A 23,091-nucleotide genomic window follows, 5' to 3' on the forward strand; every position below is an offset into this window, starting at 1 on the left:
GTTCCTTTCGCTGGGGGCCGCGACTCTGAGAGCAGGCCTTGGCGGCGGAACATGTGGGCTCTGTGGGGGCATTGTCAATGGAGGCATGCCAGACCGTCCTCTGCACCGCGGCATTCCTGCTGCTTTGCATTTTTAGGACGCGCGAGAGATCAGGCCGCCCGGCTGGCGTTCGATCCGTCCCTCCAGTTCCAGGTCCGTCAGGGCAGGGGTGATGTCATGTGGCGGGGCCTCGATATCCCGGATCAGGGCGTCTTCGGCCAGCGGCGCGGCGCCCAGACGGTCGAGGATCAGCTTGTGCAGCCGGGCCACGTCGCGCAGCGCAGGATGGGCGCCGCCGGCATCGGCAGGGGCGTCCGGAGCGGGTGGGCGCTGCCGCGACGGGCGCGGCATGGGGGCCGGGGTTTCGGCCCGGTCCTTGACCGGCGCCTCGGCAAGGACCGGGCCCTCGCCCAGGGCCTCCAGCACATCGCGGGCGCCGCGCACCAGCACGGCGCCGTCGCGCAGCAGCATGTTGCAGCCCGAGGCGCGGGGATCGAAGGGGTGGCCCGGCACCGCCAGCACGTCGCGGCCCTGGTCCAGCGCATGGCGCGCGGTGATCAGAGTGCCCGACTTCGCCGCCGCCTCGACCACGATCACCGCCTGCGAAAGCCCCGAGATCAGCCGGTTGCGCAGCGGGAAGTGCCGCGCCTGGGGCGTCACCCCGAGCGGCTGTTCCGAGATCAGCAGGCCCTGGCGCATGATCTGCTCGGCCAGGGCGCGGTTTTCCACCGGGTAGATCTTGTCGATGCCACCGGCCATGACGGCGATGGTGCCGGTCTCGAGGCTGGCCTCATGGGCGGCGGTGTCGATGCCCCGCGCCAGGCCCGAGATCACCACCTGCCGCGCGCGGCCCAGGTCATGGCCCAGGGCGCGGGCCATGCGCAGCCCCAGAGAAGAGGCCTGCCGCGCGCCGACCAGCGCCACGCCGGGGCGCGCCAGCAGTTCGACCCGGCCAAGGGCCCAAAGCAGCGGCGGCGGATCTGTCAGATCCTCAAGCTGCGCGGGATATCCGGGCGCGCCGCGTGCCAGCAGCACCGCGCCGAGGCTGCGGCCGCGGGCCAGCTCCTGCTCGGCGCTGGCGGCGGGGCAGGGGGCGTAGTCCTTCAACCCGGCGGCGCGGGCCACCTCGGGCAGCGCCTGCAGCGCCGCGCTGGCTGAACCATGTTCGGAGAGCATGCGCCAGAAGGTGCTGGGACCGACACGGCGCGAGCGCAAGAGACGGAGCCACGACAGACGTTCATCTTCCGTGGTGGGTGGGAGTGGGGGGTGAGTGGAAGGATGTAAATCCACGACCATCGTGACTCCGCCTGCTTGCGGAATCATACTTAGCGCCGCTGTGGTTAATTAAGCGTGAAGCGCTTCGGGCCTCCGACCCATCTCGGGCGGGGCTCGTCTTTTCGCCGTGATCATGGCAGGGCGACACCAAAGGAGACCGCCATGAAGATACGTCCCGCCACCCTTGCCGATGCCCCCGCCATCAGCGTCCTGCTGCAAGAGCTTGTCGCCGCCGGAAAGCGTACCTCGCGCGCTGACGAGGACTTCGTGAGGACACATTATATAGAGGGCGGTCTGCTCTGCTCGGTCGCCGAGGAGGAGGGAGAGATCCTGGGCCTGCAATCGCTGAAGCGCGCCGAGGTGGGCAATCCCTATGCCACGCCCGAGGGCTGGGGGATCATCGGCACCCATGTCTCTCCGCGTGCGGCGCGCAAGGGGGTGGGCCGGGGACTCTTTGCCGCCAGCCGCGTCGCCGCCGAAGCGGCAGCCCTGCCGGCGATCGAGGCCTATATCCAGCGCGGCAATGCCGAGGGGCAGGGCTACTACGAGGCCATGGGCTTCCGCGCCTGGCGCGAGGACGAAATCGCCATCGCGCGGCGCTACGACCTGGCCTAGACCGAAGAGCCGCCGACGGTCAGCCCGCCGATCAGCACGGTCGGCTGGCCGACGCCCACGGGCACCCACTGGCCGTTCTTGCCGCAATTGCCCATGCCCGGATCCAACGCCATGTCGTTGCCGAGCGCCCGGATCTGCTTCATCGCCGCGGGACCCGAGCCGATCAGCGTCGCCCCCTTCACCGGCGCGACGCGCTTGCCGTTCTTCACCAGGTAGGCCTCGGTGCAGTTGAAGACGAACTGGCCGTTGGTGATATCCACCTGGCCGCCCGAGAAGCCGACGGCGTGGATGCCGTCCTTCATCTCGCCCACGACCTCCTCGGGCGTTGCGTCTCCGCCCAGCATGTAGGTGTTGGTCATCCGGGGCATCGGCGCATGGGCATAGCTTTCGCGGCGGCCGTTGCCCGTGGGCTCGACCCCCATCAGGCGGGCGTTCTGGCGGTCCTGCATGTAGCCGACCAGCACACCATCCTCGATCAGCACGTTCTTGCCCGAGGGCGTGCCCTCGTCATCCACCGAGATCGAGCCGCGGCGGTCGGGAATCGTGCCATCGTCCAACACCGTGACGCCCTTGGCCGCGACCTGCTGGCCGATCAGCCCGGAAAAGGCCGAGGCGCCCTTGCGGTTGAAATCGCCCTCCAGGCCGTGACCCACGGCCTCGTGCAGCATGACGCCTGGCCAGCCCGGTCCCAGCACCACGTCCATCTGGCCGGCGGGGGCCGGGATGGCCTCCAGGTTCACCAGCGCGATGCGCAGCGCCTCGCGGGCCTTGGCCTGCCAGTCGGCGGGATCGAGCAGCCCGTCCAGCCCGATGCGGCCGCCGCCGCCGGCGGTGCCGGTCTGGCGCTGGCCGTCGCCCTCGACGATGACCGAGACGTTGACGCGGGTCATGGGACGGATGTCAGAGGTGATCTGACCTTCGGGGCGCAGGATGAAGACCTCCTGGCAGGAGGCGGCGATGGTGGCCGAGACCTGCACCACGCGGGGGTCCAGGTCTCGGCAGAAGGCGTCGATCTCGCGCAGGGTGTCGACTTTCACCGGGAAGGAATGCCCGGCGATGGGATCGAGGCCCGCATAAAGATGTCGGTTGGTGGCACGGGGCGGGGGGGCCATGGTGCCGCCGCCATCGCCGACCGCCAGCCGGGCGGTGGCCACGGCACGTTGCAGCGCGCTTTCGGAAATCTCGGTGGCATGGGCATAGCCTGCCACCTCGCCGCGCACGGCGCGCAGGCCGAATCCCTCGGAGGCGTCGTAGGCCGCGTTGCGAATCCGTCCGTCATCGAAGTGCAGCACCTCGGAGCGGCGGCGTTCGAGAAAGAGTTCTCCGTCATCGGCGCCGGCGACGGCCTCGCGCAGGAGGGTCAGGGCGCGGTCCTGGTCGAGCATCTCCTCGAAGGGGCGGAACGGGGTCTCGGGGGCGCTGGCGGACATCTGGGGCCTTTCCTGACAGGGCCGGGCGGGGAACCCCGCACGGGATGCGCTACTGTGGCCTTGCACCTTGGCCCGGCGCGACCGGCGGTGCAAGCAGGCCACTGCGGCGGACAATTTTGATCCAGATCAAAAAAAGCGTCCCTTTGCCGCAAGAGCGATTATTGTCGTGGAGGCAAGAATATGGTTTTAAGCAGCGACAGACAACGGGAGCGCCGCGGCCATCGCGCGTTCCTCCCCGGTTGGGAGGCCGGGCGGGGAGGATAGGCCGAGAACGCGAGCGACACGCAACCGATCAGGGTGAACGATGCGACTGATGAAACCTTTCCTGGCCCTGACGGCCGCCTTCACCGCCATGCCTGCCTTCGCGCAGGAGCTGGAGACCATTGGCAAGCCCCACGCGGGCGGTATCGCCTTCCAGCCGGCTTCGACCGAGCTTGCACGCGACCTGCAGTGGCTGGAGCACATGCTGCTCTACATCATCACGGCCATCGTGATCCTGGTCTGCGTGCTGCTGCTGGTCTGCATCTTCCGCTTCAACAAGAAGGCCAACCCGACCCCGGCGAAGTTCACTCATAACTCGCCGCTGGAAGTCGCATGGACCATCGTGCCGATCCTGATCCTGATGTTCATCGGTGCCTTCTCGCTGCCGACGCTCTTCAAGCAGCAGGTCATCCCCGATGGCGAAGTGCACATCCAGGTGACCGGCTACCAGTGGTACTGGGGCTACGAGTACACCGATGTCGAGGATCTGGCCTACGAGGGCTTCCTGCTGCCCAAGGAAGAGCTGGCCGCCCATGGCTACAACTCCGATGAATACCTGCTGGCCACCGACACCGCCGTCATCGTCCCGGTCAACAAGACCGTCGTGATGACCGTGACCGGTGCCGACGTGATCCACTCCTGGACCATTCCCGCCTTCGGCGTGAAGCAGGATGCCGTGCCCGGTCGCTTCGCCCAGCTGTGGTTCGAGGCAGAGCAGGAAGGCGTCTACTTCGGTCAGTGCTCCGAGCTCTGCGGCAAGGACCACGCCTACATGCCGATCACCGTCAAGGTGGTCAGCCAGGAGGTCTACGACGCCTGGCTCGCCGCTTGCGAGGAAGCCGGCCAGTTCGTGCCGCTGAGCGAGCTGCCCGCAGCCTGATCCTGGGCCGCGGCCCGGCCGCGACCCCGTGACCATTTTGCCCCGCCCCGGATCTCCGGGGCGCGGGTCCCTTTCGAAGAGTGACCGAATGACCGACGCAAGCATCACGACGCAAGCTGACGGAGGCGAGGCCAGCTTTGGCGATTACATCGCCCTGCTGAAGCCGCGCGTCATGTCCCTGGTGGTCTTCACCGCGCTTGTGGGCCTGGTGGCCGCTCCGATGCCCGTGCATCCCTACATCGCCTTCTGTGCCATTCTCTTCATCGCCATCGGCGGTGGCGCCTCGGGCGCGCTGAACATGTGGTACGACAGCGATATCGACGCGGTCATGAAACGCACCCGCGGCCGCCCGATTCCCTCGGGCCGGGTCGGACGGGACGAGGCGCTGGCGCTGGGCCTGGCGCTTTCGGGTTTCTCCTGCGTGATGCTGGCCCTGGCGGCCAATGTCTTCTCGGGCCTGTTCCTGGCATTCACCATCTTCTTCTATGCCGTGGTCTACACCATGTGGCTGAAGCGCTGGACGCCGCAGAACATCGTCATCGGTGGCGCGGCGGGGGCCTTCCCGCCGATGATCGGCTGGGCCGTGGCCACCGGCGGTGTCAGCCTCGAATCCGTGCTGATGTTCCTGCTGGTCTTCATGTGGACCCCGCCGCACTTCTGGGCGCTGGCGCTGTTCATGCGCTCGGACTACGACGACGCGGGCGTGCCGATGCTGACCGTGACCCACGGTCGGCCCGCCACCCGACGCCACATCCTGGCCTATACCTTCCTGCTGGCCGCCGTGGCCTTCGCCACCGGGCTGACCTCCATCGGCGGGCCGATCTACATGGCCGTGGCGCTGGTCCTGAATGTGCTCTTCCTGGCCGGTGCCTTCCGCATCTGGCGCCGGGACGAGGTCATGGCCGAGGCCGACAACTACAAGGTCGAGCGCCGCTTCTTCCGGCTGTCGCTGATCTACACCTTCCTGCACTTCGCCGCGATCCTCGTGGAAGCGCTGCTGAAGCCCTATGGGCTGGGGGGCTGGTAAGATGCCGCTGACCCGCGAACATGAGCTGCACAAGCGGCGCCGGGGGCTCAACACGGGCGTCGGCCTGGTGCTGGGCGGCTTCGTCGTGCTGGTGTTCCTGCTGACCTTCGTCAAGATCACCGGCCAGAGCATGCAGTTCCCCGACAACCTGCCCGGCACAGCTGCCGACACCGCGGCAGAGGAGGGCTGAGCGATGGATCCGAAACAGAAGTCCGTTCTCCAGACCGTCGGCGTAGTCGTCACCATGGGCGCGCTCGCCTGGGCGGCAGTGCCGGCCTACAATTACTTCTGCGCGGTCACCGGCTTCGGCGGTGTCACCCAGGAAGCCGACGCGGGCTCGGACATCGTGCTGGACCAGACCATCAAGGTCCGCTTCGACAGCGCCACCGACCGCGACATGCCCTGGGACTTCAAGCCCATGCAGCGCGTTGTCGAGCTGAAGATCGGCGAGACCGGCCTGGCTTTCTACGAGGCCACCAACCCGACCGATCGCCCGATCGCCGGGCAGGCCAGCTACAACGTGACGCCTTACGAGGCCGGTGGCTTCTTCACCAAGATCGACTGCTTCTGCTTCACCGAACAGGTGCTTGAGCCGGGCGAGACGGTGCAGATGCCGGTCACATTCTATGTCGATCCGGAAATCGTCTCGGATCGCGATGCGAAGTATGTCCACACGATCACTCTGGGATATACCTTCTACGAAATCGACCTGCCCGAGGGTTATCGGGCGGCGGAAGAACAGGCCGCACTTCCTGCGGTCATTACCAACACGGACGTGAACTGAGGGGCCTCTGGCCGGGGAATAGAACGATGGCACATGCAAAGAACCACGATTACCACATCCTGACACCGTCGGTTTACCCGTTTATCGCGGCGGTCGGCACTTTCATCATGCTCTTCGGCGCGGTGAAATGGATGCACGAGAGCGGCCCCTGGATCTTCCTGGCCGGTTTCCTGGCGATCATCTACACCATGTTCGGCTGGTGGGCCGATACCGTGGCCGAGAACAAGGCGGGCGATCACACCCCGGTCGTGCGCATTGGCCTGCGCTACGGCTTCATCCTGTTCATCATGTCCGAGGTGATGTTCTTCTCGGCATGGTTCTGGACCTTCTTCAAGCACGCCATGTACCCGATGGGCCCGCAGAGCCCGGCGGTCGACGGCGTCTGGCCGCCGGCGGGGATCGAGACCTTCGACCCCTGGCACCTGCCGCTGATCAACACGCTGATCCTGCTCTGCTCGGGCGCGGCCTGCACCTGGGCGCACCACGCGCTGGTGCATGAGAACAACCGCAAGGACATGGTCAACGGCCTGCTGCTGGCCGTGGTGCTCGGCGCGATCTTCACCGTGTTCCAGGCCTATGAATACAGCCACGCCGCCTTCGGCTTCTCGGGCAACATCTACGGCGCCACCTTCTTCATGGCGACGGGCTTCCACGGGTTCCACGTGATCATCGGGACGATCTTCCTGCTGGTCTGCATGATCCGCGCCCAGGCCGGCCACTTCACCCCCGACAACCACGTCGGCTTTGAGGCCGCCGCCTGGTACTGGCACTTCGTCGATGTCGTGTGGCTCTTCCTCTTCGCCTCGATCTACATCTGGGGCCAGTAAGCACCGCGTTGAAGGCGGGGAAAATCCCCGCTTTCACGAGAGCAGATAGCAAGAGGCGCGGGGGCAGACCTCGCGCCTTTCCCACTTCAAGGGGGCAGAGATGCGGGCAAGGTTGATCGGGGCATTGATCCTCGGGCTGGGGGGCGTGGCGATCCTGCTGGCGCTGGCCAACTGGCAATTCCGGCGGCTGGAGTGGAAATCCGGCGTGCTGGACCAGATCGAGACGCGCATCGCCGCAGAGCCAGTGGCGCTGCCGGACCGGCCCGACCCCGAGACCGACCGCTACCTGGCCGTCAGCCTTACCGGAGAATTCACCGGCACCCCCGTCCGCGTCCAGTCGGCGCTGGAGGGCCAGGGCGCAGGCTATCGCATCGAGCAGGCCTTCCAGGCCGGAGCCCGCCGCCTCATCGTTGAGCGCGGTTTCGTGCCCCAGGCCGCCAAGATCCCGCCCGCCCCGGAGGGGGAGGTGACGATCTCGGGCAACCTGGTCTGGCCCGACGAGGTGGACGGCTTCACCCCCGCGCCCGACTTCGCAACCGGGCTCTTCTACGCCCGCGAGCTCTCGGAACTGGCCGCCGAGCTCGGCACCGAGCCGCTGCTGGTGGTGCGCCGCGACGGTCCCGCAGGGGGGCGCGCGCTGCTGCCCGCGCCGGTAAGCACGGCCGGAATCCCCAACGATCACCTGGAATATGCGCTCACCTGGCTCTCTCTGGCCGCCGTATGGCTGGTCATGTCGGCCTATCTGATTTATCGCATCCTGAAACAGGCAAAAGGCGAGACCACGTGAAATACGTATCGACGCGGGGGCAGGCCCCCGAGCTGAGCTTCGAAGACGCGATGCTGACCGGGCTGGCCCGTGATGGCGGCCTCTACGTGCCCTCCGAGATCCCGACCCTCGGCGTCGACGAGATCCGCGCGCTGAACGGCCTCTCCTACGAGGAAACCGCCTTCCGTATCATGTGGCCCTTCCTCGGCGGCACCTTCACCGAGGACGAGTTCCGCGGCTGCATCGCCCGCGCCTACGAGGGCTTCGGCCATGCCGCCCGCGCGCCCCTGGTGCAACTGGAGCCGAACCACTTCCTGCTCGAGCTCTTCCACGGCCCCACCCTGGCCTTCAAGGACTTCGCCATGCAGCTGATCGGTCAGCTGTTCCAGACGGCGCTGGCCAAGAACGGCCGCCGGGTGACCATCGTCGGCGCCACCTCGGGCGACACCGGCTCTGCCGCGATCGAGGCCTTCCGGGGGCTCGACAACGTGGATGTCTTCATCCTCTTCCCCCATGGTCGCGTCTCGGATGTGCAGCGTCGCCAGATGACCACGCCCGCCGACAGCAACGTTCACGCCCTCGCCGTGGACGGAGACTTCGATTCCTGCCAGGCCCGCGTGAAGGACATGTTCAACGACTTCACCTTCCGCGACGAGGTGGGTCTTGCCGGGGTGAACTCGATCAACTGGGCGCGGGTGCTGGCCCAGGTCGTCTACTACTTCACCTCCGCCGTCTCGCTCGGCGCGCCGGACCGCAAGGTCTCCTTCACCGTGCCGACGGGCAATTTCGGCGACATCTTCGCCGGCTACATCGCCCGCAAGATGGGCCTGCCCATCGACAAGCTGGTGGTGGCGACGAACCAGAACGACATCCTGCACCGCTGCCTGACCACCGGCGAATACAAGCCCGACGGAGTGGTGCCCTCGATCTCGCCGTCGATGGACATCCAGGTCAGCTCGAACTTCGAGCGGGTGATCTTCGACGCGCTGGACCGCGACGGCGCGGCCGTGGCGCAGCTGATGGACGAGCTCAAGGCCGGGGGCTTTACCCTGCCGCAGGGCGCGCAGTCGCATCTGCAGGAGCTCTTCGCCTCGGGCCGCTGCTCCGAGGAAGAGACCCGCGCCACCATCGCCGAGATGAAGACGCTGACGACCGAGCTGCTCTGCCCGCATTCCGCCGTCGCTGTGAAGGTGGCCCGCGAGACCCGCGATCCGGCGGTGCCCATGGTCAGCCTCGCCACGGCGCATCCGGCGAAATTCCCCGATGCGGTGGAGGAGGCCAGCGGCATCCGTCCCGGCCTGCCGCCGCGCATGGCCGATCTCTTCGAGCGCGAGGAGCGCGTCACGCGTCTGCCCGACGACCTCGACGCCATTGAAACCCTGATACGTGAAAGGAGGTCCGCATGAGCGTCAACCTGACGACCCTGCCGAACGGCTTCCGAATCGTCACCGAACATATGCCCGGCCTGCAATCGGCCTCCATCGGCATCTGGGTCTCTGCCGGGGGGCGCCACGAGCGCCCCGAACAGAACGGCGTGGCCCATTTCCTGGAGCACATGGCCTTCAAGGGCACCGAGACCCGCAGCGCGTTGCAGATCGCCGAGGTGATCGAGGACGTGGGCGGCTATATCAACGCCTATACCTCGCGCGAGGTGACGGCCTATTACGCCCGTGTGCTGCAGGCCGATGTGCCGCTGGCGCTGGACGTGATCGCCGACATCCTGCGCCGCTCTGTCTTCGATCCTTCCGAGATCGAGATGGAGCGCGGGGTGATCCTTTCGGAGATCGGCCAGGCGCTGGATACCCCGGATGACGTGATCTTCGACTGGCTGCAGGAACGCGCCTACCCCGAGCAGCCTCTGGGTCGCACGATCCTCGGCCCCGAGGACCGCGTGCGCGCCTTCACCCGCGAGGATCTGGCGGGGTTCGTGGCCGAGCATTACGGACCGGGTCAGATGATCCTGGCCGCCGCCGGGGCCGTGGATCACGACGAGATCGTGAAACAGGCCGAGGCGCTCTTCGGGGACATGTCGGCCCATGGCCAGCCCGACCTGGTGCCCGCCCGCTTCGTCGGCGGCGAGGTCCGCCAGGTGAAATCGCTGGAGCAGGCCCATGTGACCTTCGGTTTCGAGAGCCCCGACTACCGCTCGCCCAAGGCCTATGCGGCGCAGATCTACGCGGCGGCGCTTGGCGGTGGCATGTCCTCTCGTCTCTTCCAGGAACTGCGCGAGAAGCGCGGGCTCTGCTACACCGTCTTCGCCCAGGCCGGCGCCTATACCGACAGCGGCATGACGACGGTCTACGCCGGCACCTCCGCCGACAAGGTGGCCGATCTCTCGGGGCTGATCCTCGACGAGATGTCGCGCGCCGCCGAGGGCATTTCCGCCGCCGAGATCGACCGTGCCCGCGCCCAGATGAAGGCCGGGCTGCTGATGGGGCTTGAAGGGGCGTCGTCCCGTGCCGAGCGCCTGGCCCGCATGGTCGAGATCTGGGGTCGAGTGCCCGGTCTCGACGAGGTGGTCAAGCGCATCGACGCCGTGACGCCGGAAGACATCCGCACCCATGCAGAGCACATGGCCCGGCGCGCGCCGATGGCCCTGGCGCTCTATGGCCCGGTGGAGGCCGCCCCGGCCTACGAGGGGCTGCAAGCGAGACGCGCTGCCTGATGCTGAGGTCCCGGCGCAAGGTGGCAATCGACACGGAACGGATGGTCCTGCGCCCTCCGGTCCATGCCGATTTCCGCGCCTGGACCGAGCTGCGCGAGGAGAGCCGCGCCTTCCTCACCCCCTGGGAGCCCACCTGGTCCGCCGATCACCTGACCCGGCGCAGCTTCACCAACCGGGTCTACTGGGCGCAGCGCTCGATCACCGGCGGCACTGCGCTGCCGCTCTTTCTTGAACATCGTGACGGTGCGCTCCTGGGGGCGATCACCCTCGACAACATCCGCCGTGGCCCGGCGCTTGCGGGCACGCTCGGCTACTGGATCGGTGAGCGCTACAAGCGCCAGGGCTTCATGCGCGAGGCGATCCAGGGGGTGGTGCATCACGCGTTCCACCGCATGGACCTGAGCCGCATCGAGGCCGCCTGCCTGCCCGAGAACGCGCCCTCGCGCGCGCTGCTGGAAAGCTGCGGCTTCAAGTACGAGGGCGTGGCGCAGAGCTACCTGCAGATCAATGGCCGCTGGCGGACCCATGTGCTTTATGCCGCGCTGCGCATGGATCGGCGCGGGCGGACCGAGGCCGGGTAGGGGCCAAGGGGCTGCCCCCGTAGGAGGGGGCTGCCGCCCCCTCGGCTGCGCCTCACCCCCGCGAGTATTTTCAGCCTGGTGATGTGCAGGGGGGCGTGCGCCTTGGGCGATCTCTGCGCGGAGGCGGCCTGCGGGGCGCGGTGCCTGCGGCCTGGCGCAGGGCGCCTCGGCGCTGCTTTCGCGGGCAGGGGAGGCCGCGGGGCGGGGTCTCACGCTGGCGTGACCCTGGGTAAGGCGCATCCCGTGCTAGTCTTTGCCCAGGAGGACCCGCCCATGATCCGAGCCCTGGCCCTGTCGTTTCTCGCCCTTGCCGCGCCCCTGTCGCAGGCCCGCGCGCAGGTGCCGGTCAGCCATTGCATTGCCATTGCCGATGCGACGCCGGGGGGGCAGTTCCTGCACAGGGCCTCGTTCCGCGATCCGGTGCCGGAGTATTCCGTGCGCATCAGCTACCTGACCCATTCGGCCTTCCTGATCCAGTCTCCCGGCGGGATCGGCGCGATCACCGATTATCCGGGCCACGTGGGGTCGGCGGACTACGTGCCCGACGTGGTGACCATGAACCACGCCCATTCCAGCCATTACACCAGCTTCCCCGACCCCGAGATCCCCCATGTGCTGAAGGGCTGGTCCGAGCGCTACGGCGAGGCGGTCGATCACCTGGTCGAGGTCGGCGACATGCTGGTGCGCAATGTCTCGACCGACATCCGTTCGGGCAGTGGCGGGCGCGAGGAGAACGGCAATTCGATCTTCATCTTCGAGGTGGCGGGGCTGTGCATCGGTCACCTGGGCCATCTGCATCATGAACCCAATGACGAACAATATGCCGCCATCGGCCGGCTCGACGTGGTGATGGTGCCGGTGGATGGGGGCATGACGCTGGACACGGCCTCGATGGTGCGGGTGGTCGAGCGGCTGCGGGCCTCGATCGTGCTGCCGATGCACTGGTTCTCGGGGGCCAGCCTGGGCTGGTTCCTCGACCAGCTCAGCAGTGATTTCGCCGTGGTTCTGGAGGAGGGCCGCGAGATCGAGGTCTCGCTCAAGAACCTGCCGGAGCGACCCACCATCATGGTGCTGCGCCCGCAGCCGCTGGTCGATCCTTGAGACGGGTCCGACCCGGACCTACCACCGCCCGACTTTGCCGCCCAGGACGGCCTGTTGCGCCGAAGATCCGGCGCGGAAAACTGCCTTGGTGAAAGCTCTGATTGACCGATGACCCGCCGAGGGTGCAGCAAAGCAGGATGGAACTTCTGCTGAACCCCTTTCGTGGCAACGGGCTGGACCATCCCGCTCTTGTCGATATTCCCCGCCCGGCCGAGGACCCCTCGGGGGTGCTGGCGCTCCTGTCGCGCTGTCCGGAGGCGGGAGAGACGCCGATGGTCTCAGCCCCCGACCTGGCCCATGCGGCCGGGGTGGGCGCGCTCTGGGTGAAGGATGAGCGGGGGCGCATGGGGCTGGGCAGCTTCAAGGCGCTTGGTGCGGCCCATGTGATCGCCCGCGAGGCGCAGCAGGGGCTGGCCCGTGGGCGCACCTATGTCACCGCCTCGGCGGGCAACCACGGGCTTTCGGTCGCCGCCGGGGCGCGGGCCTTCGGCGCCACCGCCCGCGTCTATATCGCCCGCACCGTGCCAGAGAGCTTCGAGGCCACCCTGCGCGCCCAGGGGGCCGATGTGCGCCGCGAGGGTGCCGATTACGAGGCCAGCATGGCCGCCGCGGCGCGCGCGGCCGAGGAGGAGGGGCTGGAGCTTCTCTCTGACAGCTCATGGCCCGGCTACGTGACCCGCCCGCATGTGTTGATGGAGGGCTACCTGGCGCTGATGGCCGAAGCGGCGCAGCAGCTTCCCGGGGCCCCCACTCATGTCTTCCTGCAGGCCGGGGTCGGCGGGCTGGCGGGGGCGGCCGCCGCCTTCGTGCGCGCCCACTGGGGCGCGGGCCCGAAGATCTGCGTGGTCGAGCCCGACTATGCCCCGGCGCTGGCGGGCTCCATCGCGGCGGGCGCGCCCGTGGCCGCCGAAGGGCCGGTCTCGATCATGGGCCGGCTCGACTGCAAGGAGCCCTCGCTGATTGCCCTGAAGGGGCTGGCGCAGGATGCCGATGGCTTCCTGACCATCACTGAGGCCGAGGCCGCCCGGGGCGCGGCCCGTGCGGCGGGGGCGGGTCTTGCCTCTACGCCCTCGGGCGCTGCGGGTATCGCGGGCCTGCTGGCCCTGGCAGGGCAGGGCGCGGTGCTGGACCTGGGTCCGGCTTCGCGGGTGCTGGTGATCCTGTCGGAGATGGCCGAGGCCCCGGCGTGAGCGCGCCTTTCGCCGAGGCCGAGTTCCGCGCCCGCCTGGCCCGTCTCCAGCAGGGGTTGCAGGCATCGGGGGCGGGGGCGCTGCTGCTCAGCACCGATGCGGAACTGCGCTACGTGGCGGGTTTCCTGACCAGGTTCTGGGAAAGCCCGACCCGCCCCTGGTTCCTGCTGGTGCCCGCCATGGGCGCGCCGGTGGCGGTGATCCCCTCCATCGGCCGGGCGCTGATGGCCGACACCTGGATCGAGGACATCCGATGCTGGCGCGCGCCGGACATGGCCGACGACGGGGTCTCGCTGCTTCTGGCCACGATCTGCGAGCTGGTGCCCGAAGGCGGCACCCTGGCCCTGCCCGAGGGGCTGGGCACCACCCTGCGCATGCCCTTCGCCGACCTGCGCCGGCTGGAGGCAGGACTTGCCGCCGAGGGGCGCGGCCTGACAGGCGATGGTCAGCTGCTGGAGCGGCTGAGGATGATCAAGTCTCCCGCCGAGGTCGCCCTGATCCGCGAGGCCTGCGCCATCGCCTCGCGCGCCTTCGACCGGGTGCCCGAGATCGCCGCCGAGGGCGTGCCGCTGGCCCGCGTCTTCCGTGACTTCCAGGCGCTCTGCCTGGCCGAGGGGGCCGATTGGGTGCCCTACCTGGCCGGGGCCTCCGCACCGGGGGGCTATGCGGATGTGATCTCTCCCGCCGATGACAGGCCGCTGGCCAGGGGCGATGTGCTGATGCTGGACACCGGGCTGATCCGGCGTGGCTACTTCTGCGACTTCGACCGCAACTTCTCGGTCGGCGCACCTTCCGCCGAGGTGGCCCGCGCCCATGAGACGCTGATCGAGGCCGCCCAAGCGGCTTTCGCCATCGCCCGCCCCGGCGCCACCGCCGCCGATCTCTTCCATGCCATGGACCGGGTCTGTACTGGCGGGGCGGGGGGCTCGGCTGCGGGGCGGCTGGGTCACGGGCTGGGGCTGCAACTGACAGAGCAGCCCTCGCTGATCCCCGACGATCACACCGTGCTGGCCCCCGGCATGGTGCTGACGCTGGAGCCGGGCATCGAGGTCTCGCCTGGTCGGATCATGGTTCATGAGGAAAATATCGTCATCGGAGAGGCTTGCACGGAATGGTTGACCAAACCCGCAGTTGGACAGATGATCTGTCTATGAACGTCGTCTTCCCGCATACTCTGGATACGGAGCGGCTGCCTCAGATCGGCCTGGTCGTCCTGAAGAGTGACGAGACCATCGAACGCGATTTCCGCGATCTCCTGCCCCGGACGGTCGAGCTGCTGGTCACTCGGGTGCCTGCGGGGGACGAGCTGACGCTCGACAACCTGACCCAGATCCAGAACCATCTGAGGGAGGCGGTCGGCCTCTTTCCCACCGGCGTCGATTTCGCTGCCCTGGCCTATGGCTGCACCTCCGGCACGGCGGTGCTCGGCGTGCCGCGGGTCGAGGCGCTGCTGCATGATGCGGCCAACACCCGCGAGGTCTCGAACCCGCTCTCGGCCCTGCTGGCGGCCAGCGAGGCGCTTGGGGTGCGGCGGATCGGGGTGCTGTCGCCCTATTCGCAGCCGGTCTCGGACCGGCTCTGCGGGACGCTTGGCGAGCATGGTCTCGAGGTGGCGGCCTGTGGCAGTTTCGCGGTGCCGCATGAGGCGATGGTGGTACGCATCGACGCGGGCTCCATCCTCTTTGGCGCGGCTCAGCTGGCCCGGCAGGCGCACTTCGACGCGCTGTTCCTGTCCTGCACCAACCTGCGCACCCTGGGCCTGCTGGAGCGGCTGGAAGAGCAATTGGGCGTGCCGGTCATGTCCTCGAACCAGGTGCTGGCGTGGCACCTGATGCAGCAGCTCGGCATCGAGACCGAGGGGCCGGGGCGGCTTTTCAGGACCGGCTCTCGCGCAGTGGTTTCCGCGTAAGCTCGACCCGCAGGGCTTCGACCAGTTCGGCATGGGGACGATCGGCCTCGACCGCCAGCCGGCGCAGGCGGAAGTGGACCCGCGCCATGTCCTGGTAGTAGCTGGTATAGGCATAATTCACCGCAGCACCGGCCGCGGCCCCCAGCACGGGCACCGCCTGGGCGGCCAGCTTCTGACCGAGGGCGGCGGCCAGGCGCGGAGCCACGGAAGAGATCAGCGATTGCATGGTCGCGCCGGTGAGGCTGAGCCTGGTGACCAGGAAAGCGGCATCGGCGCCGTCATCCTCGGCCAGGGGGCCCGCCGAGGCGAAGACCTGGATCGAATCGAACTGCACGTTGCGCTCGGCCGGATCGAATCCCTCTTCGGCCGCGACACCCTGGATGGCGCGTAGCAGCACCGTGGTGGTCACCGGCAGCTCTGCCATGGCCGAGGGCAGGCCGCCAAAGCCGCCCGCCGCCCCCAGGGCCGCTGTAACCGCGCGGTTGAGCCAATCCGGCTGATCCTTCACCACTCCGCGAGAGCCCTGCGCCGCCCGCATGGCGGTCTCGAGCGCGGCCTCCGTGGCCCGGTCGAGACCGCTGCGCATGGTCTCGGGCAGGCGGTCCAGAAGCCCTTCGGCCTTGGTCCCCAGCAGGGTCAGCACCTGCAGGCCCGGCCCGCCCGCGCGGCGGTGCAGCCGGGCGAGCTCGGCGATCTCCTGGGTCAGGGTGGCGGGCAGCTCGAGCTGCGGCGGGGCGGTTTCTGCGGTCATCGGCTCTCCTCCGGTCTGGGGATGAGATGGGGTGCAGGCGGGCCAAAGGGAAGGGGCGCTGCCCCTTCTGAAGCCTGCGGCTTCATTCAACCCCGCAGTATTTTCAGCCGTCGGATGGAAGCAAGAGGCTCTTCTATGCATTCCACGGCTCGAAATACGCCGGGAGGTCTCCGAAGGGAGGCGTCTCAGCCCGCCCGTGTCACGTCGCCGGTGATGCCGTCCCAGGCACCGGGGCGCAGGGCATAGCCCAGCACCCGGTCGGGGTTGGTGGGCGGCGGCATGTTCACCCCATCGAGTTTCTCGAAGCCGAAGCGGGCGTAATAGGGCGCGTCGCCAACCAGCATGACCCGCGACCAGCCCTCGTCGCGGGCCCGGTGCAGCGAGGCGTTGATCAGCAACCCGCCAAGCCCCTCGCCCTGGTGGGTGGGATGGACCGCCACCGGGCCGAGCAGCAGCGCCGCTGCGCCGCCGACCTGCACCGGCCAATAGCGGATCGCGCCCGCCAGGTAGCCCTCGCGGTCGCGGGCATTCAGGCAGAGCTCGGCCACGGGGGCCACGTCGTCGCGCAGCCGGTAAGAGCTGAGCGCGGTGCGTCCTGGGGCGAAACAGAGGTCATAGAGCGCCTCGACTTCCCACCAGTCGTCCGGTGTTTCGGGGGTGAGAGTGAACATTGGCCCCGTCTCGTCTTCCGCTCACGTGATTTTCTGGTGGCAACCGGCCTAGCACGGGATAGGTTCCGCAGCAAACCGATGTCGACGAAGGATCTTGCCAGATGTTCTACGAGCCCAAATCCGGTCACCCGCTGCCGCATAACCCCTTCAAGGCCATCGTGGCCCCGCGTCCGATCGGCTGGATCTCGACCCGTGGCAGCCTTGGCGACAACCTGGCGCCCTATTCCTTCTTCAACGCCGTCTCAGACAGCCCGATGCAGGTGATGTTCTCGTCGACCGGCGGCAAGCCCGACCGCGAGGTCAGCAAGGATTCCGTGGCGCAGATCCGCGAGACAGGCGTCTTCTGCTGCAACCTGGTCTCCTTCGCCCTGCGTGACGAGATGAACGCCAGCTCCGCCGGGCTGCCCGCCGGAGAGGATGAATTCGCCGCCGCCGGTCTGCAGAAGGCCGACTGCGAGACCATCGACTGCCCGCGCGTGGCCGCCGCGCCAGCGGCGCTGGAATGCAGGCTCACCCAGATCGTCAAGCTTCTGGGAGAGAGCAACTACATGGTCCTAGGCGAGGTCACCGGGGTGCATATCGACGAGGACTTCCTCGTCGACGGCATGTTCGACGTGACCAGGGCGCAAACCCTCTCGCGCCTGGGCTACCGTGACTACGCGGCGGTGCGCGAGGTCTTCTCGCTCAACCGGCCCGGCCAGGGCTGAGCCTTTCGCGGGACCGGGAAACATGTTACCCCGGTTCCGCAACCAATGGAGGGAGCGATGGACCAGCACCTTTGAAACCCTGAAATCCTCACGTGTTTTGAAGGAGGTCCCATGCCTCATGCCCTTCCCGCGCCCGACGGCGCCTATCCCCTTGCCATGCCCGACGGCACGCCGATCACCGGCACCGTCCTGCTGAAACCGCTGATCACCCATCCGAACTTCGAGGTGGGCGACTACAGCTACGCCTCTGACTTTGACCCGCCCGAGGATTGGGCCGGGCGGCTGGCCCCCTATCTCTTCCCCTTCTCGAAAGAGCGGCTCAGGATCGGCCGCTTCTGCCAGATCGCCCATGGGGTGCGCTTCATCACCGCCTCGGCCAATCACCTGATGGAGGGGGTATCCACCTATCCCTTCCCGGTCTTCGACGGCACCGCCACCGAGGACTACCAGCCCGACCGCCGCGACACCGTGATCGGCCATGACGTCTGGCTGGGCCATGGCGCCATGGTCCTGCCGGGCGCGCGGATCGGCAATGGCGCGATCATCGGCGCCGGAGCGTTGGTGCGCGGCGAGGTGCCCGACTATGCCGTGGTGGCCGGCAATCCGGGGCAGGTGGTGAAGATGCGCTTCCCGCCCGATCAGATCGCGAGGCTGCTCGATCTTGCCTGGTGGCACTGGCCCGAGGCCCGGATCATCGCTGCCCGCGCCGCGCTGGAGCATGGCGATGTCACGGCGCTAGAGGCTTTCGCGCCCTAGCGGCTGGCCTGGTCCTCGGCCAGCAGGGTCCGGATCAGCGCCTGCGCCTGTCCGGCCCCGCGTTGGTTGCCATCCTGCCCGGCCAGCACCTTGGCCGCCTTCCAGAAGGCCCAGCCCCGCCCCCGTGCCCAGGTCTCGGGATCAAGGGGCAAGGCCTCGCGGAAGGTCTGCCGGGCGGGGGCCTCGAAATGGGTCCAGGCCATCGCCAGGTCACAGGCCGGATCGCCATGGGTCAGGTTGCCCCAGTCGATCACCGCCGCCAGCCGCCCGTCGCGGGCCAGCATGTTCTCTGGCGTCAGGTCGCCATGGGTGAAGACGGGTCCGGCCGCGTGGCGAGAGGACAGCGCCCGCGCCCAGAGCGCCGCGCCTGCCTCCGTGTCGATGCGCCCCCGAAGCACCTCCAGGGCCGCCCGTGTTTCCTGGTCATAGACCGCCAGGTCGCCGCCCCGGTGGAAATTGACCGGGCCGGGCAACGGCAGCGCCACCCCTTCGGGTGGCTGGATGGCATGCAGCTGCCGCAGGAAGCGGGCCAGGTCCCGCGCCAGCGCTGCGTCATCGGATACCGAGGTCCTGGACACAGTTGTGCCCTCGATCCACTCGGAGATCAGCCAGGGCCAGGGATAGCCCCGCCCCCGAATGCCGAGCGCCACGACTTCGGGGATCTCGAGCTCCAGCTGCGGTGCCAGCAGCGGCAGCCAGAGCCGCTCGTGCTCGGGCAGATCGGCGTAGCGGCGGGCCGTGGGGAAACGCAGCAGCTTGGTCTCGCCCAGCCGGAAGGCGCGGTTGGTCCAGCCGCCGGGCAGGAGCGGGCGCAGGGGCTCCTCCCGCCACTCGGGGAACTGCTCGGCCAGCAGGCCGGCCACGAAATCCAGGGGCAGCTCGATCCGCCCGTCCTTGTCCGGGATAAACTTCATGCCCGCCCTCCTGCAGCCAGAATGACACATCCCGGTGACAGGGCGACGCGGCAGGGCCGTGAAGTGACAACCTGGCTGCCAGGTGTGGCGCGCAAGTCCCATCACCAGGCCTGAAATACTCCGGGGGGAGGCGCCGCAGGCGGCGGGGGGCAGAGCCCCCCGCTACGTATGATTTGCCGCCTTCCGGCGGCCGTGGGGGCAGAGCCCCCCGCTACGTATGATTTGCCGCCTTCCGGCGGCCGTGGGGCAGAGCCCCCCGCTACCCATGATTTGCTGCCTTCCGATGGCGGGGCAGAGCCTCATGACCCTCCCCGAAAGCAAAAGGGCCGGCGCGATTTCTCGCACCGGCCCCCTTTGCCCATCCCGAGGCAGCTTAGTGGCCGCCGAGGATGCCGGTGCGGACGTGGTAATCCACCGCCAGCTCGTAATCGGGGTCGTCGGAGCTGTCGACCATCAGGTGCCCGGCCTTCTTCAGCAACCTGTGGCAATCGCGGCTGAGGTGGCGCAGCTGGATGGTCTTGCCTTCGGCCTCGTACTTGGCGGCCACGGCCTCGATGGCCTGCAGGGCCGATTGGTCGACCACGCGGGAGCCCTCGAAGTCGATGATCACCAGGCCGGGATCGGTTTCCGGCTTGAAGAGCTCGATGAAGCCATCGGTCGAGCCGAAGAAGAGCGGGCCGTTGATCTTGTAGACCTTGGCACCTTCCGGTGTCTCGTTGGTGGTGGCATAGATCCGGCGCGCGTTGTTCCAGGCATAGGCCAGGGCCGAGACGATGACACCGGCGACCACGGCGGTGGCCAGGTCGGTCATCACGGTGACCACGGTCACCAGGATGATCACCACCGCATCGGTCAGCGGCACGCGGGTCAGGATCTTGAACGAGTTCCAGGCGAAGGTGCCGATGACGACCATGAACATCACGCCGACCAGCGCGGCCAGGGGGATCTGTTCGATCAGCGGTGCGGCGAAGAGGATGAAGATCAGCAGGAAGAGCGCGGCGACGATCCCGGCGATGCGGGTGCGGCCTCCGGACTTCACATTGATCATCGACTGGCCGATCATGGCGCAGCCGCCCATGCCGCCGAAGAAGCCGGTGATGATATTGGCCGTGCCCTGGGCCACGCATTCCTGGGAGGCGCCGCCCTTCTGGCCGGTCATCTCGCCGACCAGGTTCAGGGTCAGCAGGCTTTCGATCAAGCCGACGGCGGCCATGATGATGGCGTAGGGCAGGATGATCTGGAAGGTCTCCCAGGTCATCGGGACCATGGGGATGTGGAAGGGCGGAAGCGAGCCCTCGATGCCCGCCATGTCACCGACACGCGGCACGTCGAGGCCGAAGGCGATGACGATCACCGCGGTGATCAGGATGCCGGCCAGCGGCGCGGGGATCAGCTTGGTGACGCGGGGGATGAAGTGGATGACCGCCATGGTCAGCGCCACCAGGCCCAGCATCAGCATCAGCGGCCCGCCCGAGAGCCATTCGCCGCCAGAGGCGCCATGGCCTCCGGCGACAGTGGTGCCGGGGACCTTGAACTGGGACATCTGGGCCAGGAAGATCACGATCGCCAGGCCGTTGACGAAGCCCAGCATCACCGGGTGCGGCACCAGGCGGATGAACTTGCCCCACCTCATGACCCCGACGACCACCTGGATGAGGCCCATCAGGACCACGGCAGCAAAGAGGTACTCGACCCCATGGGTCGCCACGAGGCTGACGATGACCACCGCGATGGCCCCCGTCGCGCCCGAGATCATGCCGGGACGGCCGCCGAGAACGGCGGTGACCAGGCCGATGATGAAGGCGGCATAGAGGCCGACCAGCGGGTTGACGTTGGCCACGAAGGCGAAGGCCACGGCCTCGGGGACCAGGGCAAGGGCGACGGTCAGACCCGAGAGGATCTCGATCCGCAGCCGGTCCGGCGACAGGGCGTCGCTGGTGGTCGGCGCGAGGCGCAGATCGGGCAGGGTTATGCGGCCCGCAAAGGCCGCCAGGATGGCTTTACGCATGTTTCGTCCTGTATGGGATGGGCGTTTGAGGCCCCGGATAGCCTTTTTGCCGCGTTGCGGCAAGCTTGGGGCGCTGAAAAGGCAGGCGATGTGACCCTCGGGTCAGGGCTGGCTTGCGGCGCGCGCGGGCAGGGGGCATGCTCGGTCCCGCTATCAACAGGAGGCGGCAATGGCGGCAGTGAAGCTGGGGGTGATCGGCGGATCCGGGGTCTATGACATCGAGGGGCTGGAGGAGGCCTCCTGGGTGACGGTCTCGACCCCCTGGGGCGATCCCTCGGACCAGGTGCTGACCGGGCGCCTTGGCGGCACCCCGCTGGCCTTCCTGCCCCGCCACGGGCGCGGCCATGTCCACAGCCCCTCTGATCTGCCCTATCGCGCCAATATCGACGCGCTGAAACAGCTGGGCGTCACCCATGTGCTGTCGGTCTCGGCCTGCGGCTCGTTCCGGGAAGAAATGGCGCCGGGGGACTTCGTTCTGGTGGATCAGTTCATCGACCGCACGATCCGTGGCGGCAAGAGCTTCTTCACCGCCGGCTGCGTGGCCCATGTCAGCCTGGCCCATCCGATCTGCGCCGAGCTCGCGGCGCTGGCCGCCAGGGCGGCGCGCGGCACCGGGGTGCGGGTGCATGAGGGCGGCACCTACCTGGCGATGGAGGGGCCGCAGTTCTCGAGCCTGGCGGAAAGCCACATGTACCGCGACCACTGGGGCGCGGACGTGATCGGCATGACCAACATGCCCGAGGCCAAGCTGGCCCGGGAAGCGGAGCTGCACTACGCCTCTCTGGCCATGGTCACCGACTACGACAGCTGGCACCCGGATCACGGAGAGGTCGATGTCACCGCCATCCGCAAGGTGCTGGCCGCCAATGGCGCCAACGCCCGCGCCACCGTGGCGGCGCTGGCCGGGCTGCTGGAGGCCGGGGCGGGGTGCTCTACCGGCTGCGCGGAGGCGCTGGACTACGCCATCCTGACCGCGCCCGAGAAACGCGACCCGGCTCTGGTGGCGAAACTTGCCACGGTGGCGGGCCGGGTCCTGGGCTAGGCAAGGTGGGATGTCGCCCACCTTACGGGCCCGGCAAGGGTCCAACGCCATGGTGGGACCTGTGCGCCGGGTGGGTGCCAACCCACCTGCCGCCACCCGCTCCGCCCTTGCGCCCGAACCACGGCTCGGGCATCACCGGGGCGTTGCTGCGATTGCGAAGGAGAGCCTGATGAAGGCCGTGAAGGACTACATCCGCACCATTCCGGACTTCCCCCACGAGGGCATCATGTTCCGCGATGTCACCACGCTCTTCGGCGATCCGCGCGGGCTGCGGCTGGCGGTGGACCAGATGCTGCACCCATATGCGGGCCGCCGGATCGACAAGGTGGTGGGCCTCGAGGCGCGCGGCTTCATCCTGGGCGGTGCCATCGCGCACCAGCTGGGCCTTGGCTTCGTGCCGGTGCGCAAGAAGGGCAAGCTGCCCGCCGCCACCATCGGCGAGCGCTACACGCTGGAATATGGCGAGGCCGAGGTCGAGATCCACGACGATGCCATCCAGCCGGGCGAGAGCGTCCTTCTGGTCGACGACCTGCTGGCCACCGGCGGTACCGCCGAGGCGGGCATCAAGCTGATCGAGCGCCTGGGCGGCCAGATCGCCTCTTGCGCCTTCCTCGTCGACCTGCCCGAGCTCGGCGGACGCAAGAAGCTGGAAGGCATGGGGATGGAGGTCTTCACCCTCTGCGAATTCGAGGGCCTCTGACCCCGAGGCCCTCAGCCGTCAATCCTTTGGCAAGGATTGCGCGCTAGGACATATCTGCCGGTCCTGGGAACCGGCCCTGCTTGCACGGGACCCGATGGACCCGTTTCACGCCCTGCCTTCCCCCGGCAGGGCGTTTCCTGTTTCCAACAGGGACCTTGGCCGCCGAAAGCGCCAGCCATCCCGTGCCTTGCC

Annotated in this window: 24 protein-coding genes; 18 read left to right on the forward strand and 6 right to left on the reverse strand. The window is 68.1% G+C overall.

From position 1 onward, the window contains the following. Positions 1-132 precede the first annotated feature (132 nt). Positions 133-1,335, reverse strand: a complete 1,203-nt coding sequence (dprA, locus tag CRO50_RS09970; RefSeq protein ID WP_097145746.1) for a DNA-processing protein DprA — start codon at positions 1,333-1,335, stop codon at positions 133-135. Positions 1,336-1,476: 141 nt separating this feature from the next. On the opposite strand from dprA, the gene CRO50_RS09975 reads away from it, so the two are divergent. Beyond that, the gene (locus CRO50_RS09975) at positions 1,477-1,929 is read left to right on the forward strand and encodes a GNAT family N-acetyltransferase (RefSeq protein ID WP_097145747.1); all 453 of its coding nucleotides are present in this window, start codon (positions 1,477-1,479) and stop codon (positions 1,927-1,929) included. Here CRO50_RS09975 and tldD read toward each other — a convergent pair. Beyond that, the gene (gene tldD, locus CRO50_RS09980; RefSeq protein WP_097145748.1) at positions 1,926-3,359 is read right to left on the reverse strand and encodes a metalloprotease TldD; all 1,434 of its coding nucleotides are present in this window, start codon (positions 3,357-3,359) and stop codon (positions 1,926-1,928) included. The genes CRO50_RS09975 and tldD overlap by 4 nt on opposite strands. 313 nt (positions 3,360-3,672) lie before the next feature. Between tldD and coxB the strand changes: the two genes are divergently transcribed. From coxB to CRO50_RS10045, 13 genes are all read left to right on the forward strand, one after another. Continuing rightward, on the forward strand, positions 3,673-4,500 hold the full coding sequence (gene coxB, locus CRO50_RS09985; protein WP_097145912.1) for a cytochrome c oxidase subunit II: 828 nt from the start codon (positions 3,673-3,675) through the stop codon (positions 4,498-4,500). Positions 4,501-4,588: 88 nt separating this feature from the next. Next, entirely contained in the window at positions 4,589-5,527 is a 939-nt protein-coding gene (gene cyoE / locus CRO50_RS09990; protein WP_097145749.1) for a heme o synthase, read from the forward strand. A gap of 1 nt (position 5,528) precedes the next feature. Then, entirely contained in the window at positions 5,529-5,717 is a 189-nt protein-coding gene (locus tag CRO50_RS09995; protein WP_097145750.1) for a cytochrome C oxidase assembly protein, read from the forward strand. A gap of 3 nt (positions 5,718-5,720) precedes the next feature. Next, a complete protein-coding gene (locus CRO50_RS10000) occupies positions 5,721-6,311 on the forward strand; it encodes a cytochrome c oxidase assembly protein (RefSeq protein ID WP_097145751.1) in 591 nt (196 codons plus the stop codon). Between the two features lie 26 nt (positions 6,312-6,337). Beyond that, entirely contained in the window at positions 6,338-7,138 is an 801-nt protein-coding gene (locus CRO50_RS10005; protein ID WP_097145752.1) for a cytochrome c oxidase subunit 3, read from the forward strand. 100 nt (positions 7,139-7,238) lie between these two features. Continuing rightward, complete coding sequence (locus tag CRO50_RS10010) at positions 7,239-7,925, forward strand: SURF1 family protein (RefSeq protein WP_097145753.1); 687 nt, start codon at positions 7,239-7,241, stop codon at positions 7,923-7,925. Beyond that, a complete protein-coding gene (gene thrC / locus CRO50_RS10015; protein ID WP_097145754.1) occupies positions 7,922-9,310 on the forward strand; it encodes a threonine synthase in 1,389 nt (462 codons plus the stop codon). Before CRO50_RS10010 ends, thrC begins: the two co-directional genes overlap by 4 nt. Beyond that, entirely contained in the window at positions 9,307-10,569 is a 1,263-nt protein-coding gene (locus CRO50_RS10020; protein WP_097145755.1) for a M16 family metallopeptidase, read from the forward strand. The genes thrC and CRO50_RS10020 overlap by 4 nt, the downstream gene beginning before the upstream one ends. After that, positions 10,569-11,150 carry a GNAT family N-acetyltransferase gene (locus CRO50_RS10025; protein ID WP_097145756.1) on the forward strand — a complete coding sequence of 194 codons (582 nt, stop codon included), beginning with the start codon at positions 10,569-10,571 and terminating at the stop codon, positions 11,148-11,150. The genes CRO50_RS10020 and CRO50_RS10025 overlap by 1 nt, the downstream gene beginning before the upstream one ends. A 273-nt stretch (positions 11,151-11,423) precedes the next feature. Beyond that, positions 11,424-12,251: an MBL fold metallo-hydrolase gene (locus CRO50_RS10030; protein ID WP_097145757.1), complete on the forward strand. Its 828-nt coding sequence runs from the start codon at positions 11,424-11,426 to the stop codon at positions 12,249-12,251. Between the two features lie 137 nt (positions 12,252-12,388). Next, on the forward strand, positions 12,389-13,441 hold the full coding sequence (locus CRO50_RS10035; RefSeq protein ID WP_097145758.1) for a pyridoxal-phosphate dependent enzyme: 1,053 nt from the start codon (positions 12,389-12,391) through the stop codon (positions 13,439-13,441). Next, on the forward strand, positions 13,438-14,595 hold the full coding sequence (locus CRO50_RS10040) for a M24 family metallopeptidase (protein WP_097145759.1): 1,158 nt from the start codon (positions 13,438-13,440) through the stop codon (positions 14,593-14,595). The genes CRO50_RS10035 and CRO50_RS10040 overlap by 4 nt, the downstream gene beginning before the upstream one ends. Then, complete coding sequence (locus CRO50_RS10045) at positions 14,592-15,350, forward strand: maleate cis-trans isomerase family protein (protein ID WP_097145760.1); 759 nt, start codon at positions 14,592-14,594, stop codon at positions 15,348-15,350. The genes CRO50_RS10040 and CRO50_RS10045 overlap by 4 nt, the downstream gene beginning before the upstream one ends. Here the strand turns inward: CRO50_RS10045 and CRO50_RS10050 are convergent. Together CRO50_RS10050 and CRO50_RS10055 are read right to left on the reverse strand one after the other, a co-directional pair. Then, positions 15,316-16,101 carry an EcsC family protein gene (locus tag CRO50_RS10050; protein WP_097145761.1) on the reverse strand — a complete coding sequence of 262 codons (786 nt, stop codon included), beginning with the start codon at positions 16,099-16,101 and terminating at the stop codon, positions 15,316-15,318. The genes CRO50_RS10045 and CRO50_RS10050 overlap by 35 nt on opposite strands. Before the next feature lie 185 nt (positions 16,102-16,286). Further along, positions 16,287-16,772, reverse strand: coding sequence for a GNAT family N-acetyltransferase (locus CRO50_RS10055; RefSeq protein WP_097145762.1), 486 nt, complete (start codon positions 16,770-16,772; stop codon positions 16,287-16,289). A gap of 101 nt (positions 16,773-16,873) precedes the next feature. Between CRO50_RS10055 and CRO50_RS10060 the strand changes: the two genes are divergently transcribed. Beyond that, entirely contained in the window at positions 16,874-17,479 is a 606-nt protein-coding gene (locus tag CRO50_RS10060; RefSeq protein WP_097145763.1) for a flavin reductase family protein, read from the forward strand. A gap of 111 nt (positions 17,480-17,590) precedes the next feature. Beyond that, positions 17,591-18,235: a CatB-related O-acetyltransferase gene (locus CRO50_RS10065; protein WP_097145764.1), complete on the forward strand. Its 645-nt coding sequence runs from the start codon at positions 17,591-17,593 to the stop codon at positions 18,233-18,235. Here CRO50_RS10065 and CRO50_RS10070 read toward each other — a convergent pair. Further along, positions 18,232-19,149: an aminoglycoside phosphotransferase family protein gene (locus CRO50_RS10070; protein ID WP_157791681.1), complete on the reverse strand. Its 918-nt coding sequence runs from the start codon at positions 19,147-19,149 to the stop codon at positions 18,232-18,234. The two genes, CRO50_RS10065 and CRO50_RS10070, sit on opposite strands and share 4 nt — an antisense overlap. A gap of 373 nt (positions 19,150-19,522) precedes the next feature. Beyond that, complete coding sequence (locus tag CRO50_RS10075; protein WP_097145766.1) at positions 19,523-21,157, reverse strand: SulP family inorganic anion transporter; 1,635 nt, start codon at positions 21,155-21,157, stop codon at positions 19,523-19,525. Between the two features lie 169 nt (positions 21,158-21,326). Here CRO50_RS10075 and CRO50_RS10080 point away from each other — a divergent pair, with 169 nt between their 5' ends. Then, positions 21,327-22,199: an S-methyl-5'-thioadenosine phosphorylase gene (locus CRO50_RS10080; RefSeq protein ID WP_097145767.1), complete on the forward strand. Its 873-nt coding sequence runs from the start codon at positions 21,327-21,329 to the stop codon at positions 22,197-22,199. A 169-nt stretch (positions 22,200-22,368) separates the two neighbouring features. Next, positions 22,369-22,899 carry an adenine phosphoribosyltransferase gene (locus CRO50_RS10085; RefSeq protein WP_179747249.1) on the forward strand — a complete coding sequence of 177 codons (531 nt, stop codon included), beginning with the start codon at positions 22,369-22,371 and terminating at the stop codon, positions 22,897-22,899. Positions 22,900-23,091 lie beyond the last annotated feature (192 nt).

The organism is Pseudooceanicola antarcticus (genome assembly GCF_900215355.1).
Lineage (GTDB): Bacteria > Pseudomonadota > Alphaproteobacteria > Rhodobacterales > Rhodobacteraceae > Pseudooceanicola > Pseudooceanicola antarcticus.

Bases quoted from the DNA above. Each gene is read 5' to 3' on its own strand.
- cyoE (WP_097145749.1), top strand. From the start codon at position 4,589: ATGACCGACGCAAGCATCACGACGCAAGCTGACGGAGGCGAGGCCAGC.
- CRO50_RS10030 (WP_097145757.1), top strand. From the start codon at position 11,424: ATGATCCGAGCCCTGGCCCTGTCGTTTCTCGCCCTTGCCGCGCCCCTG.
- CRO50_RS09995 (WP_097145750.1), top strand. From the start codon at position 5,529: ATGCCGCTGACCCGCGAACATGAGCTGCACAAGCGGCGCCGGGGGCTC.
- CRO50_RS10045 (WP_097145760.1), top strand. From the start codon at position 14,592: ATGAACGTCGTCTTCCCGCATACTCTGGATACGGAGCGGCTGCCTCAG.
- CRO50_RS10050 (WP_097145761.1), bottom strand. From the start codon at position 16,101: ATGACCGCAGAAACCGCCCCGCCGCAGCTCGAGCTGCCCGCCACCCTG.
- CRO50_RS10035 (WP_097145758.1), top strand. From the start codon at position 12,389: ATGGAACTTCTGCTGAACCCCTTTCGTGGCAACGGGCTGGACCATCCC.
- coxB (WP_097145912.1), top strand. From the start codon at position 3,673: ATGAAACCTTTCCTGGCCCTGACGGCCGCCTTCACCGCCATGCCTGCC.
- CRO50_RS10000 (WP_097145751.1), top strand. From the start codon at position 5,721: ATGGATCCGAAACAGAAGTCCGTTCTCCAGACCGTCGGCGTAGTCGTC.
- CRO50_RS10065 (WP_097145764.1), top strand. From the start codon at position 17,591: ATGCCTCATGCCCTTCCCGCGCCCGACGGCGCCTATCCCCTTGCCATG.
- CRO50_RS10060 (WP_097145763.1), top strand. From the start codon at position 16,874: ATGTTCTACGAGCCCAAATCCGGTCACCCGCTGCCGCATAACCCCTTC.
- CRO50_RS10005 (WP_097145752.1), top strand. From the start codon at position 6,338: ATGGCACATGCAAAGAACCACGATTACCACATCCTGACACCGTCGGTT.
- CRO50_RS10010 (WP_097145753.1), top strand. From the start codon at position 7,239: ATGCGGGCAAGGTTGATCGGGGCATTGATCCTCGGGCTGGGGGGCGTG.
- CRO50_RS10075 (WP_097145766.1), bottom strand. From the start codon at position 21,157: ATGCGTAAAGCCATCCTGGCGGCCTTTGCGGGCCGCATAACCCTGCCC.
- CRO50_RS10080 (WP_097145767.1), top strand. From the start codon at position 21,327: ATGGCGGCAGTGAAGCTGGGGGTGATCGGCGGATCCGGGGTCTATGAC.
- tldD (WP_097145748.1), bottom strand. From the start codon at position 3,359: ATGTCCGCCAGCGCCCCCGAGACCCCGTTCCGCCCCTTCGAGGAGATG.
- CRO50_RS10025 (WP_097145756.1), top strand. From the start codon at position 10,569: ATGCTGAGGTCCCGGCGCAAGGTGGCAATCGACACGGAACGGATGGTC.
- CRO50_RS10085 (WP_179747249.1), top strand. From the start codon at position 22,369: ATGAAGGCCGTGAAGGACTACATCCGCACCATTCCGGACTTCCCCCAC.
- CRO50_RS09975 (WP_097145747.1), top strand. From the start codon at position 1,477: ATGAAGATACGTCCCGCCACCCTTGCCGATGCCCCCGCCATCAGCGTC.
- dprA (WP_097145746.1), bottom strand. From the start codon at position 1,335: ATGGTCGTGGATTTACATCCTTCCACTCACCCCCCACTCCCACCCACC.
- CRO50_RS10020 (WP_097145755.1), top strand. From the start codon at position 9,307: ATGAGCGTCAACCTGACGACCCTGCCGAACGGCTTCCGAATCGTCACC.
- CRO50_RS10070 (WP_157791681.1), bottom strand. From the start codon at position 19,149: ATGAAGTTTATCCCGGACAAGGACGGGCGGATCGAGCTGCCCCTGGAT.
- CRO50_RS10055 (WP_097145762.1), bottom strand. From the start codon at position 16,772: ATGTTCACTCTCACCCCCGAAACACCGGACGACTGGTGGGAAGTCGAG.